The sequence below is a fragment of the Vulcanisaeta sp. JCM 16161 genome (assembly GCF_001316285.1).
In genome coordinates, this window is the sequence record NZ_BBDO01000007.1 from 16976 (window position 1) to 33893 (window position 16918).

Annotated in this window: 17 protein-coding genes and 5 pseudogenes; 10 read left to right on the top strand and 12 right to left on the bottom strand. The window is 47.6% G+C overall.

From position 1 onward, the window contains the following. Positions 1–18: 18 nt before the first annotated feature. From JCM16161_RS09755 to JCM16161_RS17875, 4 genes are read right to left on the bottom strand one after another with little or no spacing between them, the layout of a single operon-like run. The gene (locus JCM16161_RS09755; protein WP_054855721.1) at positions 19–285 is read right to left on the bottom strand and encodes a hypothetical protein; all 267 of its coding nucleotides are present in this window, start codon (positions 283–285) and stop codon (positions 19–21) included. Continuing rightward, complete coding sequence (locus JCM16161_RS09760) at positions 276–497, bottom strand: hypothetical protein (protein ID WP_054855722.1); 222 nt, start codon at positions 495–497, stop codon at positions 276–278. Before JCM16161_RS09760 ends, JCM16161_RS09755 begins: the two co-directional genes overlap by 10 nt. A 41-nt stretch (positions 498–538) precedes the next feature. Further along, positions 539–889, bottom strand: coding sequence for an ATP-binding protein (locus JCM16161_RS09765; RefSeq protein WP_243671301.1), 351 nt, complete (start codon positions 887–889; stop codon positions 539–541). After that, positions 867–1001: an ATP-binding protein gene (locus tag JCM16161_RS17875; RefSeq protein ID WP_243671302.1), complete on the bottom strand. Its 135-nt coding sequence runs from the start codon at positions 999–1001 to the stop codon at positions 867–869. The genes JCM16161_RS09765 and JCM16161_RS17875 overlap by 23 nt, the downstream gene beginning before the upstream one ends. A gap of 633 nt (positions 1002–1634) precedes the next feature. On the opposite strand from JCM16161_RS17875, the pseudogene JCM16161_RS09770 reads away from it, so the two are divergent. The 3 genes and pseudogenes from JCM16161_RS09770 (at position 1635) to JCM16161_RS09780 (ending at position 5029) form a co-directional block, all read left to right on the top strand. Next, a pseudogene (locus JCM16161_RS09770) lies at positions 1635–1972 on the top strand (AbrB/MazE/SpoVT family DNA-binding domain-containing protein). 416 nt (positions 1973–2388) lie between these two features. Further along, the gene (gene coaBC / locus JCM16161_RS09775) at positions 2389–3633 is read left to right on the top strand and encodes a bifunctional phosphopantothenoylcysteine decarboxylase/phosphopantothenate--cysteine ligase CoaBC (protein ID WP_054855725.1); all 1245 of its coding nucleotides are present in this window, start codon (positions 2389–2391) and stop codon (positions 3631–3633) included. Between the two features lie 67 nt (positions 3634–3700). Further along, positions 3701–5029, top strand: a complete 1329-nt coding sequence (locus JCM16161_RS09780) for an MFS transporter (protein WP_054855726.1) — start codon at positions 3701–3703, stop codon at positions 5027–5029. Between the two features lie 33 nt (positions 5030–5062). Here JCM16161_RS09780 and JCM16161_RS09785 read toward each other — a convergent pair. The 4 genes and pseudogenes from JCM16161_RS09785 to JCM16161_RS09795 form a co-directional block, all read right to left on the bottom strand. Beyond that, a pseudogene (locus JCM16161_RS09785) lies at positions 5063–6125 on the bottom strand (electron transfer flavoprotein subunit alpha/FixB family protein). After that, a pseudogene (locus tag JCM16161_RS09790) lies at positions 6122–6942 on the bottom strand (electron transfer flavoprotein subunit beta/FixA family protein). The pseudogenes JCM16161_RS09785 and JCM16161_RS09790 overlap by 4 nt, the downstream one beginning before the upstream one ends. Before the next feature lie 78 nt (positions 6943–7020). Beyond that, positions 7021–7278 carry a ferredoxin family protein gene (locus tag JCM16161_RS17880; RefSeq protein WP_243671303.1) on the bottom strand — a complete coding sequence of 86 codons (258 nt, stop codon included), beginning with the start codon at positions 7276–7278 and terminating at the stop codon, positions 7021–7023. 31 nt (positions 7279–7309) lie between these two features. Next, entirely contained in the window at positions 7310–8587 is a 1278-nt protein-coding gene (locus JCM16161_RS09795) for an FAD-dependent oxidoreductase (RefSeq protein ID WP_054855727.1), read from the bottom strand. 233 nt (positions 8588–8820) lie between these two features. On the opposite strand from JCM16161_RS09795, the gene JCM16161_RS09800 reads away from it, so the two are divergent. Genes JCM16161_RS09800 through JCM16161_RS17900 form a run of 5 tightly spaced genes read left to right on the top strand, consistent with a single transcriptional unit; the run spans position 8821 to position 11752 of the window. After that, positions 8821–10038, top strand: coding sequence for a radical SAM protein (locus JCM16161_RS09800; protein WP_243671304.1), 1218 nt, complete (start codon positions 8821–8823; stop codon positions 10036–10038). A gap of 26 nt (positions 10039–10064) precedes the next feature. Beyond that, a complete protein-coding gene (locus JCM16161_RS17885; protein WP_243671305.1) occupies positions 10065–10331 on the top strand; it encodes an SPASM domain-containing protein in 267 nt (88 codons plus the stop codon). A 4-nt stretch (positions 10332–10335) separates the two neighbouring features. After that, on the top strand, positions 10336–10932 hold the full coding sequence (locus JCM16161_RS17890) for a cobalamin-dependent protein (protein ID WP_243671306.1): 597 nt from the start codon (positions 10336–10338) through the stop codon (positions 10930–10932). Next, the gene (locus tag JCM16161_RS17895; RefSeq protein WP_243671307.1) at positions 10893–11375 is read left to right on the top strand and encodes a radical SAM protein; all 483 of its coding nucleotides are present in this window, start codon (positions 10893–10895) and stop codon (positions 11373–11375) included. Before JCM16161_RS17890 ends, JCM16161_RS17895 begins: the two co-directional genes overlap by 40 nt. Beyond that, positions 11372–11752: a hypothetical protein gene (locus JCM16161_RS17900; RefSeq protein WP_243671308.1), complete on the top strand. Its 381-nt coding sequence runs from the start codon at positions 11372–11374 to the stop codon at positions 11750–11752. Before JCM16161_RS17895 ends, JCM16161_RS17900 begins: the two co-directional genes overlap by 4 nt. Here the strand turns inward: JCM16161_RS17900 and JCM16161_RS09810 are convergent. The 3 genes from JCM16161_RS09810 to JCM16161_RS09820 form a co-directional block, all read right to left on the bottom strand. Continuing rightward, positions 11653–12423 carry a hypothetical protein gene (locus tag JCM16161_RS09810; RefSeq protein ID WP_243671309.1) on the bottom strand — a complete coding sequence of 257 codons (771 nt, stop codon included), beginning with the start codon at positions 12421–12423 and terminating at the stop codon, positions 11653–11655. The two genes, JCM16161_RS17900 and JCM16161_RS09810, sit on opposite strands and share 100 nt — an antisense overlap. A 78-nt stretch (positions 12424–12501) precedes the next feature. Further along, entirely contained in the window at positions 12502–12900 is a 399-nt protein-coding gene (locus JCM16161_RS09815; protein WP_054855728.1) for a 30S ribosomal protein S24, read from the bottom strand. Positions 12901–12956: 56 nt separating this feature from the next. Continuing rightward, complete coding sequence (locus JCM16161_RS09820; protein WP_054855729.1) at positions 12957–13190, bottom strand: DNA-binding protein; 234 nt, start codon at positions 13188–13190, stop codon at positions 12957–12959. A gap of 55 nt (positions 13191–13245) precedes the next feature. On the opposite strand from JCM16161_RS09820, the gene JCM16161_RS09825 reads away from it, so the two are divergent. After that, positions 13246–13938 carry a DNA repair protein gene (locus JCM16161_RS09825; protein ID WP_054855730.1) on the top strand — a complete coding sequence of 231 codons (693 nt, stop codon included), beginning with the start codon at positions 13246–13248 and terminating at the stop codon, positions 13936–13938. A 4-nt stretch (positions 13939–13942) separates the two neighbouring features. Here JCM16161_RS09825 and JCM16161_RS09830 read toward each other — a convergent pair. After that, a pseudogene (locus tag JCM16161_RS09830) lies at positions 13943–14343 on the bottom strand (DUF367 domain-containing protein). A 316-nt stretch (positions 14344–14659) separates the two neighbouring features. Between JCM16161_RS09830 and JCM16161_RS09835 the strand changes: the two are divergent. Further along, positions 14660–16913, top strand: a pseudogene (locus tag JCM16161_RS09835) (xanthine dehydrogenase family protein molybdopterin-binding subunit). The last annotated feature ends 5 nt before the right edge of the window (positions 16914–16918 follow it).

The window sequence follows — 16918 nt, forward strand, 5'->3', positions numbered from 1 at the left end:
ATGCAAAGTATGTTATGTTTATGTTAATAATTGTTTCATTACTGCTTGGTAAATGGGTAATTGCCATGCGTAGTACTCGCCTATTCCGAGTTCCTGGTCTTTGGGTATTTTTACATTTCCGATGGTTTCAACCCATTTGTAAATTATTAGGTTATTTCTCGTTAGTATCTCACTTAGTTCCATTAATTTGGCGGTCGGTTCCTGTTGAATTATGTCTGAGTCATTTACTACCTCCATTAATTCTCTCGTTAATCCCCTACCCCTGATCTCACTAATTACCGGCATGAGCTTTCCATAACTGAATTCTTATATGCAGTTAGGTTCCAATTGAAGGTGACGGCCAATTCCCAAAGCGCCCTTGGATTACCACCCTGCAATGACCAGACCTCCTCAAAATCCAGCCCAGTTGGTGGGTTGAGGGATTCGTATAATTCCCTAAAGGGTTCCTTATCGAGATTCCAAATCAACCTGGTGACCAGGTAATTATGCCTAAACAATAGTCTTAGGCTTTCACCTTCCGATGTCGTGGCGATAATATTTATGGCTCTGGCTTATACTCACTCATAAACCTCTGCATGTACTCATAAAGCCACTTAATATACCATTCAATGTTCCCAAGGCCCATCGACCTAGCAACATCATCGATTGCCAGAAGAACGTACTTACCATCAAATCTACTTCTCACAGCCCTCTCGATTATTAAGGTAATGACCCTAGCCAACGCCTTACCAACACCCTCACTAATGAAGCCGCTTACCAACTCCCTAACAACATCCATGATTAGCTCAACATTTGAGGAAACAAGCAATGCCTTACTCAAGTCAATACCTTCGGTAACGTCGACATAAATTGCAATGCCATCATCTCTAAAGCAGTCTCGTCTTACCACAACCCTCGGGACCATAGGTATATACGAGGCGCGTATCTAAAACTCGAAGCCCAATCCCTAAGCCAGGTAATTTCCGTGACCCTATCAACGAACCTAGCTCCACAGTCCCCAAATAATCCTCATCAACGACCCCTTAAAATACATTAAATAAGTCATATTTTGGATCTGGAGAGTCGCCGTAATTATATAATCACGGCGACTCTACACACCCAAAGCATGGAATAAATTAATATATCAGGGTCTCGCATGCAATTATTGATTTAGTGTTATGTACTCTTTATTATGGCTTCGGTGTGGCTTTTAGAATTAGTCTGGCTATGCCTAATTTTACCGTTGCGAGGAAGATAACTACGTACCGCATTATTTAATGGGATTCCAAGTAGAAGGCGCTATGTTTGCTATGAATCTAAACCCTGCATCATTATTTAGCTTAAATTACGTATCATTGGGCAAGATCTGTGGATGAGTATTTCCTTGAGTTGATTAAGAGGCATATGAGAAAGCTTGGCTACGTGAGAGAGAAGGTCATGTTGACTAGGTTGACCGGGTAGGGGTGTGCTGTGGTATAGGGAATGAGTAGGAGAAGAGTCCTTGTTGGTACTTGGTCTTTGATTTAATTTCAATTACTAATTAAGTTTCAATCACAAAACAAAATGCGGATAAGCACTCCGTGAGGTTTCACGTCTGTTTCACAATTCAGTTTCACAAAAGCCCTTAAAAGATCATTAGGGCTACGGCAAAGTTGATGACATTCACAGAGGAGATTAGGGTTGGTAGGGGGGTTTACCAATAGATGACTTACCGTACTCAATCAAGGTTTACATAAATAACCAAGTACTAGTACCAGCAAACCTAGTTAGGTCCCTAGGGCTTGACAAGGTTAAGTACGTTGATGTGGTTCTTGAACATAACGGGCAAAAGATAGAGATTAATAACGTCAAACTCCTGAGGACTAGGCACACCGCATCAAGGCAATTCACAATACCGAGGGAGGTCAGGGAGAGGTACGGGATAAAACCATTCGATGATGTGATAATACACATGATAATACCAAAGCAGGTCTCACCACAATTTAAGAATTAAAATAGCAGCCAAAGCCCTAAATCAACGCTCAAACGCACCTCATTCATTATCATCATAATGGTAATACCATGTGGTTTCGCCGCATTTGGACCTGGAGAGTCGCCGTGTATATAGAATTGCGGCGACTCTACATATTCAAAGCATGGCCAAGCCTACTAGGTAGAGACGGCTATGACCACACATCTATCAATTTCCTCAGGTTCTCACGCATTTAGTGTCATAATGCCGAGTTTGGACGTTACGTAATCATTAATGAGAGTCTTGCCTATTTTTTGAGTTTATAATGGCGTTAACGATTATAGACTTAAAAGTTGGTTCACTCAGTAAATCATTGATGATGAGGCGGTTGGGTCATGAGTAGTGATTGGAATCGCATGGTCTGAAATAACTTAATAATCGGTGGCTTCCCAGTAATTGTGTCCTTTAGGGAGGACATCGAGTTGATTAGGGGTTCAAGGAGCAATTTACTACGTGGTAAGAGGATTGTGCTTGCCCTAACGGGTGGTGTTTCGATTTATAGGGTTCCGGACATTGCCAGGGAATTGATTAGGCATGGCGCTGACGTAATCACGTTCATGAGTAGGAAAGCAAGTAAGTTACTTGGTCCGAGGGTCATGGAGTGGGCTACGGGTAATCCCGTGTACGTTGAGCTGAGCGGCTATGCTGAGCATGTTAATATCTGCACGACGGCTAACGCCGTGGTTATTGTACCAGCCACGGCAAACACGATAAGTAAGATCGCCAACGGCATTGGCGACACTTCGGTAACACTATGCGCAATGACCGCCCTGGGTTCAGGGGTACCATTACTACTTGTTCCTGCAATGAATGAATCAATGTGGAGGAACCCAATCATTAGGGCGAATATTGAGAAACTACGTGGCTTGGGTGTTCGTTTTGTGGAGCCCATCATTGAGGAGGGTAAGGCGAAGTTGGCGCCTAATCAGGAGGTTGTTGAGTCGGTGATTGATTTGTTATCGCCGAGGGATATGGATGGCTTATCCGTCCTTATTACGTCGGGGCCAACCCACGAGTATATCGACGCCACGAAGTACATAACCACACCAAGCAGTGGCTTAACGGGTTACTACTTTGCAAGGGAGGCCTCTGCCAGGGGTGCCAGGGTAACACTGATAGAGGGGCCAGTGGGCATTAGCGATCCACCCGGTGTTGAGGTTTACAAGGTCGAGAGCGTGCTCGAGATGTACGATACCGCCATTAAGTTGGTTAGTAAGCGTCATTATGACCTGGCCATACTCACGGCAGCGCCGCTTGATTTCTACGTTAGGGATCGGGTAAGTGGAAAGATAAGTAGTGACCTGGATAGGGTGGTGATAGAGCTTATTCAAGCGCCAAAGATCGCTAGGGACCTGAAGAAATTCTCGCCAAATACGTTCCTAATAGCCTACAAGGCCGAGGTTGGGATCATAGAGGAGGAGTTGATCGCCAGAACACTGAGGAGGGCTAGTGAGGGTGATTGGGACTTGGCACTGGCTCACCTGGTTGGTAAGGGTAGGGGTTTTGGTACCGAGAGGGATGAGGTTATCGTCCTTGATAAGAACGGGGTTACCAGGAGGATAGGCCCATTACATAAGCGTGAATTGGCGAGGGAAATACTGGGTTTATACCTATCCATGAATGGGCCACGTGTCAAGGGTTAGAAATGTTAAATAGCCATATATATTGCTAGGTAATACTTTAAATACATTTTTAACTCGATAATACGCTATGGGCGGGCCGGAGGTTCCCGAGCATGTTAGGAGAAGGGGCTTAATGCTTGCGTCAATATCGACCTTCTTCGCGTGGGCCCTTGAATACTACGACTTCCTGGTATACTTCTCATTAATACCATACATAAGCGAGCTATTCTTCCCCAAGTCAAACCCATTAGCGGCACTCCTATATACACTTCTAGTCTTCGCAGTCGGTTACTTCGCGAGGCCCCTCGGTGCGATATTCTTCGGTCACATAGGTGATAAGTACGGTAGGAGGAATGCATTACTTGGTGATGCGATCACGATGGCCGTTGCAACAATAGTCATTGCCCTACTACCAACATACTCGCAAATAGGGATTTGGGCGCCGACCCTACTTACCATATTCAGGTTTGTCCAGGGATTTGGATATGGAGGTGAGGCTGGTGGTGGCGTTGTGTGGGCCCTAGAGTTTGCATCACCGAAGTGGCGCGGTCTCGTTAATGGCGTGCTTAACTCCAGTATGTCTGTTGCCTCATTACTCGCCACAGGCCTATTACTCCTTGTTAGCGCTTACTACCCAGTAGGCACGATTGGTTGGAGAATACTGTTCCTAAGTGGTGCGGTTGTCGTTATCATAGGCCTAATCATAAGGTTCGCGGCCCCGGAGTCAATACTTTGGGAGAGGAAGAAGGAGGAGGGTAGGATCGTCAAGGTGCCGTTGGCTACAGCAATTAGGAGGTATTGGTTTAGCCTAGTTCTTGTAATACTGATTAACCTCGGCCTAACCTTCGTGTTCTATGCGGGTTACGGCTTCGTAACGACATTCACAAAGTTATTATCAAGCTACATGCCACAGCTTCAAAGGGCCTTTGTCCAATTGACGTATTTGCCGTTAATGCTTGGCAGTATTGGCGGTATAATAGGTAACACATTTGGTGGTTACCTGACCGACCTCTTCGGTAGGAGGAGGATGCTGATAATACCAACCGCAATACTCCTCATAACGATATACCCACTTTACCTAGCTCTAACGACACTCTCAATACCGATAATGGCCACCTCACTGGCTCTCATGTACTTCATATTCACCTTAAGCGCCACCGTGCAGACGGCGTACTTCTCGGAGATATTCCCAACAGAGGTCAGGTGGAGTGGGATTGGCTTTGGCTGGAATCTAAATGCGGCAATAGGCTCATTGGCGCCAACCTTCGCATTACTACTGTATGCCAACCTAAAGGGTGCTGTGAACCCAATAATTGCGGCTGCCCTGGCACCATCAATTGTTGTAATGATTGGGGCGGCAATGACTATAGTAGGTGCCTCAATAGGGCCTGAAACCGTTAGGAAGCAGCTCGATTGATTATAAGCAATTGAGGAAGAATTTTAAGTTAAATTATGGCGTCTTCCTGTAATTCCTCAACAGCTCTATTAACTCCTTCACAACATCCCTATAATCACCAACTATTCCATAATCCGCGTACTGGAATATTGGTGCGTTTGGGTCACTATTTATCGCCACTATTATCTTGGACTCCTTCATACCAAAGACATGCTGAATAGCGCCACTAACACCAACGCCTATGTATAGCGTGGGCCTTATGGTCTTGCCAGTCTGCCCAACCTGCCTATCGGCCGATAACCAACCCGCATCCACGACCTTCTTGGTGCCTCCAATCGTGCCACCAAGCATCCTGGCCAATTCTGTGAGTAGCTTAACGCCGTCTGTACTACCAACGCCACGCCCAGCCACAACCACGATGTCAGCCTTCTCAACCGGTGGTAACTCCTCACCCTTGATCACGGACTTAACCTCAATTAGTCCCTGCCCATTAATGCTCGGTATCGACTCGATGGTCTCAGCTATGATTTCGCCCTTCCTGCTCGTATCCCTCGGTGGTGTTGGGAATACATTGGGCCTAACACTGGCTAGTTGCGGTCTCCTGGTCGGCGTCCTTATGTGGGCTAGTATGTTACCACCATATGTGGGTCTTACCTGGTCAAGGTCTCTAGTCTTTGGATCCACATCTAGTTCTGTACAGTCTGCCGTTATTCCTGTCCTTAATGAATTAGCCACGTAAGGTGCTAGCTCCCTACCTCTCTTTGTGGCTGCAAATAGTATTATCTCTGGTTTGTACTTGTTCGCTAGTTGTACTATTACGTTGGCATATACGTGGGGTACGTACTTAGTTAGGGCCGGGTGGTCTACGTATATTACCCTATCGGCTCCGTAATAAATAGGTTCCTTAACCATATCACCAAGATTACTGCCTATCATTATTGCTGTAACATCTGTGCTTATCTTACTGGCCAATTCCCTGGCCTTTCCTATGAGTTGTAGACTTCCATCCTTGATGACACCATTTACATACTCTACGTATACCCATATGCTTATAATCACTCTTATTAACGGGGTTCCACTCACTGCAAATCCTTTGCTGGGCCTGGGCCGCGCTCATGGCTTGATCACCCCATCCTTAACCAGGTTATCAATCAACCACTTAGCCGCCTCCTTTGGATCTCCCTTGAATATTTGCCTCTTCCTTTCTATGGGTTTTGCGTCCTCTATCTTAGCGACTATCGTCGGTGAACCCCTAAGACCAACACACTCCCTCTCGAGCTTAAGTGCGTTGTTATCAACCATCTTTACTAACCCATTCAACTTAGCCTCAACCTTCCTAACAAGGCTTATGTCCCTCGGCGGGTTACTATTCTTATAAACACTGATTATTATTGGCATTTTATACTCATAAGTCTCATAGACACCCTCATCCTCCAGGTACCTAGTGACCACTATAAGCCATCCTCAAGCTTAACCTCTGCATCAACTGCGTAGTAAACATAGGGTAGGTTTAGCCATGAGGCTACCTGGGCCGGCATGTGGGCTGTTGATGAGTCCGTGGTCTCCTCACCAAACACTATAAGGTCGAAGTTCGGGAATAACCTCTGTATACTCCTTGCAACGGTGTATGAGGTAGCCAATGTATCAGCGCCTGCGAATACCCTATCAGTGATTAGGTATGCCTCGTCCGCGCCCATGCCAATTGTTGATTCTAGGAAGTCCTTGCCGCTTGGTGGTGCCATTGATAGTGTTATTACCTTACCACCATACTTGTCCTTAAGTCTCAATGCGAATTCAAGGGCGTTTCTGTCATATGGATTAAGCATCAGTGGTACTCCCTCACGCACGAGGTTATGCGTTACTGGGTCAAGCCTGACCGCCGTTACGTTGGGTACCGCGGCCTTCACAGGGACTATTATCGTTAATCCACCCATCAATTAAAGGCAAACATTTGACTTAATATGTATTTCTGAACTTTGACATATATAGCACTATATAGCATTCACGGTGCCTTAACCAAACCTATACTGAACGCCGAAACCACTCTTCGGGTAATTCCACTCAATGTTATTCTCTGGGCAGACCACACGGCACGTACCACACTCTAGACAGCCCTCGTGCGAGAATACCACTGTGCCGTCAGGTCCTGGTGTGTAGCACCTGGCTGGGCATAGGTATAGGCAGGGCTTCTTATCGCACTTCCTACATTGGTCTGGGTCTATGATCCTAATGTGGGGTCTCTGATCAACATCCCACGCATTACTGTTCAATCTCTCCTCAATTGGGATCTTCCTGTCCAGCTCATAGGTTCATCACCAACCTAATGGCATCTTTAGCTAAGTCAATTAATGTTAATTTGCCCTTACTTTCAAGGAATGTTGAGCCCAACCTCCTTGGTACTCCATCAACCTCGAAGTACCTCCTAAGTAGGTTGTTGATCATCATCACGTAGTCACTATACAACCTCGGCTCTATTAAAACCTTGTGTGCATTCCTAAAGGTCTTAAGTTCCCTAAGTACGAAGGAGTCCTCAAGCAGCTTACCATAGACCGATAACGCGTCCTCATCGTACTTACCCAAGTCATGCGCCTTGGTAACGGCCTCCGCGGCTAACCTACCGCTCTCCATTGCGAAGTCCACACCCCTAATTATTATGCCAAGGTGCAGTAGGAAACCGGCCGCATCACCAACGACTAGGTATCCATTACCGTATAGCTTAGGCGGCGCCGCATTAATGCCGGCAACAGGTGTTAGGTGGGCTGAGTACTCAAGGAGTTGACCACCCTTTATTAGTCTCTTAACCATTGGGTGTAGCCTAAACTCCTCGATTAGGTCGTGAACCGGCACGTCGAGTTGATACCCATAGCTTAGGTATAGGACTATGCCCAGGGTAATTGCCTCCTTGTTAGTGTATATGAAGGCGCCACCAGGTAGGTAATGCGTTGGATACCCAGCGATCACCCAGGCCAATCCCTCATCCTCATCCAGGTTAAACCTCTCGTTAATCTCCTCCTTACTCAACTTAATGACCTCCTTAACACCAAGGGCCACTATCTCCGGGCTTAACTTAGGGGCTAAACCACTCCTCTCCAGGACGAGCCTGTTTATTCCCTCGGCTATTATCGTTACGTCACCATAAACCTCATCGTTACCAGCCCTAACACCGACAACCTTCCCATCCCTAATTATTAATGAGTCGACAGGTACCTCGGAAACCACAACCGCACCTGCGGACTCCGCCTTCTTATCGAGCCACTCAACGAAGTTCGTTAGGTATGCGGTGAAGGACCTATGCTCAACCTTAGTTGTTTCAAAGTCCACGGTTGTCCAGGAGTCCTCAGTCATCATTGTTATCCTCTCCCTCCTAACCCAGCGCTCCACAGGGGCCTCCTTAACGTACTCCGGGTATAGCCTATCTAGGACGTGGGCGTAGATCCTGCCGCCAAAGACATTTTTACTACCCGGCTTCTTGCCCCTCTCAATAACGAGCACCCTAAACCCCCTGCTTGCCAGCTGCTGGGCTGCCGTGAGTCCCGCCGGTCCGGCACCAACCACTATCACATCGAATTTAGTCCCCACGAGTCAGGAATTAGACATACACCTTATTAAGTATTAACGCTAAATAGATTTAATTAATTCAATTGAATTCTCTTTTCAGAGGTGATGAGGGCGAACCCAACGGATTGAATGACATGACTCTATCCTGGCTGATGATATGAAAAAGAGTTTACCCTCTCGTGAAGCCACATAAGGAGTTCACGGTGCTTCTCGAGTAAGCAGGCTTAATTGATATCTAAAAAGATATTACTAGTATGTCATCATTAGGTGAACATATTGATAAATTAGTGGAGAGGAAGATGGAGAATTCAGGAAGTGGTGCTGGTGCGTTAATAGCTGCGATTAGGTTATTGAATAGGGGTATTGTTAGGTGGGCATTGAGGGCGTTAACAAAGGAGATTGAGTTCAATGGTGAGAGGAAGCCATTGATGGAGTGGGTATTGGCAAAGTACGCCGGTGAGTCTCAGTGCCCAACCGTGGCCCACTTTGTGGCGCCATTCTTCGAGATGGGCATGAAACTCGCCATGGCCTGGCTTCACGCGGATGAGGAACCAATTAAGGAGCTACTGAGCGATCCAGCGATTAGGAGGGGCATAGTCACGACCCTGAGGGGCATAGCACTCTTCGGCGTTACAACACCGCAGAAACTACCTGCCCCATTCTTCATAGTCTGGAACTTCACAAACGCCTGCAACCTAAAGTGTATTCACTGCTACCAAAATGCCGGTAAGCCACTGCCTAATGAGTTAACGCTTGATGAGAAGCTTAGGGTTGTTAAGGAGCTTGATGAGGCCGGCGTACCGGCAATCGCTCTGTCAGGCGGTGAACCAACAGTCCACAGAGACTTCTGGCCAGTGTTGGCGGAGATAAGTAGGAGGGGCTTCTACCCAGCCATTGCGACAAATGGAACAACATTCGCAAACATGGAATTCGCGGAGAAGGCCAAGAAGCTTGGGCTTAGGTATGTTGAGATAAGTATTGATGCGGCCGACCCCAATGTTCATGACAAGTTCAGGGGCGTGCCTGGCGCCTGGGCTAAGGCGGTACAAGGCCTTAGGAATGCGGTTAAGCTTGGCTTTAGTGCAGCCCTTGCTTTCACGGTTACTAAGTACAATATTCATGAGGTTGATAAGATACTCGACCTGGCCCAGGAAATCGGCGTTAAGAGGGTTGTTTTCTTCAACTTCGTCCCAGTGGGTAGGGGCCGTGAGAACCTGGAGATCGACTTATCACCCGAGGAGAGGGAGGAATTCCTTAGGCATATTTATAAGGAGATGAAGAGGAGGAAGATGGAGATAATAAGCACGGCGCCCCAGTACGGCAGGGTCGTTAATCAACTAAGTGGTGGTGAGGATGTCTCACCAACACATTTCGTAATCGCCAACGACCCAATAACCAGGGAGTTGACGGAGTTCATCGGCGGTTGCGGCGCTGGCCGCGTCTACGCTGCCATTGAGCCGAGGGTACGGTAACGCCATGCGTCTTCCTACCATACCCAGTGGGTAATCTTAGGACCAAGTCCTTCTGGGACATTTGGATGGATCCATTCATGGAGAACTTCAGGGATAGGGATAGGCTTGAGGGATTCTGCGGTAGGTGCCCGTATAAGCTGATTTGCGGTGGTTGTAGGGCCAGGGCATACAACTACTTCGGCGATGTACTCGCCCCAGACCCAGGCTGTATATATAACTCGGCCGAGTGGAGGAAGTTGCAGGAGGACATACGGAGGATTAAGGTAAAGATATCACCATTAACCTTCAAGTAAGGTGATGAAAATGAAAGTCCTACTCGCAGTTCCTCCAGGAATTGATAAGCTAGAACTGTATAAGATACTTGGTCTTAAGGCACCACCACTCGGCCTTGCCTGGATCGCGGCTGTGCTCGAGAGGGCTGGGCATAAGGTTAGGATAATTGACTCGCCAACCGAGGGCATTGACCTAAAGGCATTCATGGGTGAGGTTAAGTCTTGGCAGCCCGACATTGTTGGGATAACCGCGATAACACCAACGATTTACAAGGCCTATGAAGCCGCCAAGGCAATTAAGGAGTATGATAAGGACATACCGATTATAATGGGTGGTCCGCATGTAACCTTCATGTATGAGGAGGCATTGAGCAATAATGTCGATGTCGTTGTTAGGGGTGAGGGTGAGTATACAACGCTTGAGCTCATAAACACGGTGGAGAAGTACGGTTTAGACCCTGCGCGGCTAAAGTCAATAAGGGGATTGCATTTAGAGATGGTGAGAATGTCGTTAAGACGCCAGACAGGCCACCAATTAGGAACCTTGATGAATTGCCACCACCCGCCCGCCACCTGCTGCCCATGGATAGGTACACATTGTTTGGTAAGCCGATTAGGATAGTCCACGTGATGGCCAGTAGGGGATGCCCATACGGCTGCTCCTTCTGCTCCACATCATACTTCTGGGGAAGGATGATTAGGTATAGGTCGGCTAAGACCGTGGCTGATGAGATTGAGGACGCCGTGAATACGTATAAGACTAACATAATCGTGTTCACGGACGACGAGTTCACACTCGGTAAGAGGTTTGTGTATGAGTTCCTCAGGGAGCTCGAGGAGAGGAAGCTCGACATAAACTTCTCCTGTGGCTCCAGAGTCGACACAATAGATAGGGAGATGATGAACGCGCTGAAGAGTCATGGGTGCACGGCGCTGTACTTCGGCGTTGAGTCCGGGAGCCAGGACACGATTAATAGGATTGGTAAGAGAATAACCCTTGAGCAAGCCGTCAAGGTATTCCAATGGGCTAAGGAGGTTAGGATTGATCACGTGGCTCCTTCGTGATAGGATTCCCATGGGAGTCAATAGACGACATGAAGAACACCGTCAAATTCGCCATGAAGTTAAACCCAACCTACGCCCAATTCACGGTCGCCACGCCATACCCAGGCACGCCGCTTTATTACCAGGCACTTAGTGATAACCTTATTGAGGATTGGAATTGGGAGCACTGGACTACCCTCAAGGCCGTAATGAGGGGTTACAGGTTCACAAGGGAGCAGGCCCAGAAAATGCTTCAGTGGGCTTACGTGAAGTACTACAGTAGGCTTGGCTTCCTAATTCATGAATTGGTGCATGGTAGGTTGGGTACGATAGTGTCCGCGATAAAGAACTCCCTGGTTCCCTGGTTCACAGAGAAATTACTTAGACGTAGTGAATGAATTATGCTGTGCTGCTCAGTATTTCCCTTAAAATCAGCAGATTTTTTTCTGCCTGGTAATGTGGCGTTAATGAAGGAATCCCTACTCAAATTCACGCCCCACTTACTAACTATCTCAAGGACTTTATCAAGGTCATCGCCAAAGGTGCCATTCTCAACATAACTATGCACCATATTCAATGTGCTATACACCGTATCTAAGCCATAAACCCTTGCCAACCACATGATGATGTCAGGCACATTAAGGACGACTATGTTCTTATCACTCAACCTAATGATTAACCTCATGTATAACGTGGTGACGTTATTCACAGTAACGCACTGAACCTTATCACAATCGTCATTACTCACCATGAAGTTGCCATGGACTTTAATATTGCCGGTCCCAAACTCAATAGCCAATGATGCGCTTAACTTGCCAAGCCTAAAAATTTCAATCTCATTACCAATCCTCTCCACGATCCTCCTCATGCGCCTAAAGAACTTGTGAACATCATTCCTATCGCAATTCCTAACGGTGAGTGGTGTTGTTGCTAGTACGGGTAGGTCCATGCAGTTAAGACCGAGGTTTCTGCAGAACTCGGTCCTTTTATAAAGTATGAATAGTATTAGGTGTAATGTGTCTAGGTACTTAATTGGGCATTCATTAATCGGTACCTCCCTAAAGTCCATAAATATACCACCAATTTACTGGCTATTCGCTTAAAAATCTATTGATTTACACAGGTGTAGATTTATACACGTAAATTACTACTTCTTAGCCGCGGCCTTCTTCTCGGTCTTCCTCTTCTTCATTTCCTCACGTATCTTCTTAGCCTCCTCCTTAGGCATGTTCCTGAGCTTTATATAAAGTGGTTCTACCTTCTCACCCACGCCTGGGTCGTCATACACGTGGGCCTCAATAACGCTCCTATGCCTACCATACTCAGTAATAACCCTCACAACATACACCTGCTTAACGTCAACGCCCATGGCCTTCGCAATCTCTTCACGCAATTGAACCCTGCTAGGCGTTGGTAAGCCCACGTGCCACGCCTCGGCAGTGACCTCCTTACGCCCAATGACCTTATTCTCCCTAATGTTAAGTAGCTTAAAGACAAGCTTACCAACCTCAACACCCTCCGGCAATTTCGGCATTGGTATTGACATCAGCAATTGGCGTGGAGAAACCCCTTAATAAGCATTAAAGTTTGTTGTCTCTAGGATCATAGGACCTCAATCGCGTACATGCCGGCCTTTGTAATGCCAAGTCTCTTGGCGATGCAGGACTCCTCGGGCTTAAGTATTATTATTAGGCCCATCCAATCCTTCGTGAAGTCGGTACCACCACACACTGGGCACTTCTCAACGTCCTCGGGCACCACAGCCTTACAATTCCTGCAAGCCTTATAACCGGGCAATGGACTACGCCTAACCGGTCTCCTACCCCTCGCACTCATTACACGTGTTGCGCGGGTTTACTTTAATAAACTTATCCAGGCGTTACGCTCGGTAATGAACGAGGTCATAAACGAATTAATCAGGATCTTCGAGAACATTAAGGACGAGTTAGAGGGCGTGGGTTGGTATCCCGCTGATGCCTATTCAACTAGGTGGTGGGGTGGTGCGGAGACGCCTGATGAGGTCGTAATCACGGCGATACTCGTTCAGCAAACCCGCTGGGATGTGGTACATGAGGTACTCAATAGGCTTAGGAGACTCGGTCTAAACACCCTTGAAAACATAGCCAATGCAGACCCAAATTACCTGGCCGAGGCCATTAAGGGCGTTAACTACAGGTTCACGAAGGCCCAGAGGCTCGTTAAGCTCGCCCGCAACATCATGGCAATTGGTGGTTTAGGAAGGCTTAGGCTTAGGGGTAATGTTAGGGATTTCCTGCTTAATCAGGAGGGTGTTGGTAGGGAGACCGCGGACTCAATAATGCTCTTTGCCCTGAACATACCAACACTACCCATCTCACAATACACAAGGCGAGTGCTCGGTAGAGTGTTGGGCATTAATCCTGGTAATGACTATGACTCGTGGAAAAGGATTCTTGAGGAGTTGATACCGAGGGACTTATACACCTATAAGTTAGTTCATGCCTCGGTGGTAACAATCGGCAAGAGGTACTGCCTAATTGATAATCCGCTATGCGGCAAATGCCCATTGAGGAGTGCATGCCTATACGCCAGGAGCAGGAAGTAAATCATTAGTAGTCATTATTAATCAATGCCCTCATTAACCGCTCAAGCCCATAATCAACATAATCAATGCCAAGCAACTCCCTTTCTGGTGATAAGTCACCCACGGCATACCTCTCCAGGTACCTCTGATTAACGCTTATGAAGTTTAAGCCCCACTTATACAGCCTTAGGACATCCACCGCCTCATCCCTAAAGCCCATTATGTATAATGCAGCCGCCACGGCTCAATCGTGCTTAGGATGTATGGCTTACCGTAGTGGGTCGGGTTAGCCGCTATGAGTAGCGGTAACCTCCTCCTAATGAACCTACCCCTAACGAACTTTACATGAACATCCACCGCCCTTTTCCAGGAGCAATCAATTAGTGATAAACCCCTTGACACTGCGGCATCCCTATCACTGGGCATTAATGGTGTTTTGGCCGTTGGGTCAAGCATTATTGAACCACTCGGTAACGCCCTAATGCTATCCACTAATTGCGCAAACCCGAATCTGACTAGCTTAATTGCGGTGTTCTTCCTTGGGTCATCCTGTGGCAGCCTATAGATGAATATCCTAAGCAACACAACGCCCCTTAACATTAAATAACTTAATACTTTAATAACCAATCCCCAAATACAGAGGTTAATGAGTAAATTGCCTCATTATCGGGAGGGCCTTCGCGCAGTGACAGGTTCTGGCGAGTACATCGATGACATACCCACACCTCCAGGCACGCTCTACATGGCCATTTACAGAAGTCCCTACGCACATGCAAGAATACTTAAGGTAGACCTAAGCGGTGTTTTTGAGCATGGCGGCATTGCCTATGGACCGAATGACCTGGCCAAGGTAATACCAAACCCATTCCCACTGGCCGTGGATGCCCCAATCAAGTATTACCCATTCGCCCGGGATAAGGCTAGGTTTGTGGGTGAGCCAATAGCCGTAGTCCTCGCTGACGATCCGTACAAGGCAATTGACCTACTTGATTATGTCCAGGTTGATTTCGAGCCTCTGAAACCCGTGCTCACCTTCGATGATGCATTGAGGGGCGATGTCCTTGTTCATGAGGAACTCAAGTCTAACATAGCCATGTATAGGCACATGAAGTTCGGACCCGTGGATAAGGTCTTCTCGGAGTCCCCCATTGTAATAAAGCGTGAATTCTATTATCAAAAGCACAATGCAATGCCCCTGGAGACCTATGGAGTCCTCGCGCATTACACTGGTGGTGAGTTGAATGTTTGGGCCAATGTCCAAGGCCCATTACTAATAACGTACTTTGTAACGAGGGCCCTAGGCCTACCGACTGGTAGCCTTAGGCTCTTTGGCCCTAGGGACGTTGGTGGTAGCTTTGGCTCCAAGTACTCGCTTTATCCATACATAACGCTTGCGGCCGCGGCATCAATACTGAGCGGTAGGCCTGTTAAGTGGGTTGAGAGTAGGACGGAGCACCTAGTCGGTAGCAACTCAGGCGGTGCCAGGAAGGGCGTTGTGGAGGTTGCGTCGACCAAGGATGGCGTGATCCAGGGATTTAGGTTTAGGTTTTATGAGGATGTTGGGGCCTACCCAAGACCGCCAGATCCAGGTGTTCTATTTAGGGTTCATGGAAACATGAATGGGGCATACGACGTTAGGGCCATTGATGTTGAGGACTACGTGGTAGTAACGAATAAGTTACCAACAGGCCTTAATAGGGCTTACGGAGGCCCACCATTCTACTTCATGCTGGAGGTGGCCGTTAACGAGCTCGCCCGCGAGCTCGGCATAGACCCGCTGGAGCTCAGGATAAAGAACCTGATTAGGGAATTCCCGAAGAAGATTGGTGATGAGTACTTCTATGAGACGATCACTGGCGGCCTATACCCCAGGCAGGACTATGAGAGGGTTGTCAGGGCTATAGAACCTGAGTATAGGCGTTGGCTTGAGGAGAGGAAGAGAAATCCAAACATTGGCATTGGCATTGCCGTACTTGTTGAGCCGGCGGGCACGAATTTAGGCTACACGGATTTAGCAATTGAACCCAGCAGGCGTAAGTACCACACTCCGGTTCTGGTTCCTACGTAACCATTAGCGTCGACATGAGCGGCTACATTAGGGTCTTCGTTAATGGGTCTAATGAGGGGCTTGGTCACGAAACAACCCTCGCCGAGGTGGTAGCGTCAGAACTTGGTGTTGACCCCTCAATTATAATTGTTGAGAATAGGGTTGATACCACGAGGACGTGGGCGTTATCCGATGGTTCATACTCATCCAGGTTTGCACCAATAGTGGTTAGCGCGGCAATACTCGCGGCCAGGCAGTTGAGGGAGAAGTTAACGAGGGTGGCCATGGCGATTCTCGGCACGGATAAGGTTGGTTATGAAAATGGACAGTTCTATGACGTGAATAACCCAAGTAGGAGGGTTGACATTAGGAGGATTGCGTCGTCAGTTAATTGGGACCCAGGCTCATTACCTGAGGGCTTAGACGCATCATTGAGCGCCACCGTGTTCTACCAACCACCAACGGTTAAGGCCGCGGACGGCGATAAGATTAACTCATCAGCCACATACGCAATACAGGCGCAGCTAGCGTTATTGAACTGGACCCAAACACATACGATATTAAGGTTAGGAAGTACGTAATAGCCCACGACGCAGGTAGAGTTCTTAAGAGGGAGTTCGTTGATGGCCAATTAATGGGTGGCTTAATGCACGGTCTCGCCCTCACACTCTATGAGGAGTTGATGTATGATGACCAGGGCAACCCATTAACGACTAGTCTCGACATTTATGAAACACCAACACTCGCGGAGGCGGTTGGCATGGAGGTGGAGTTCATACATTTCGAAACACCCACGAAGCACCTGGTCTCTGGGGCCCATGGAGTTGGTGAGGGCGCAATGATGGGTGTACCGGCGGCGATCGTTAATGCCCTGGCCTCAATAATTGGTAAGGCAATAACGGACTTACCACTGAGGCCGTATAAAATTATGAGGGCTATTGAGGGGTGATGGGC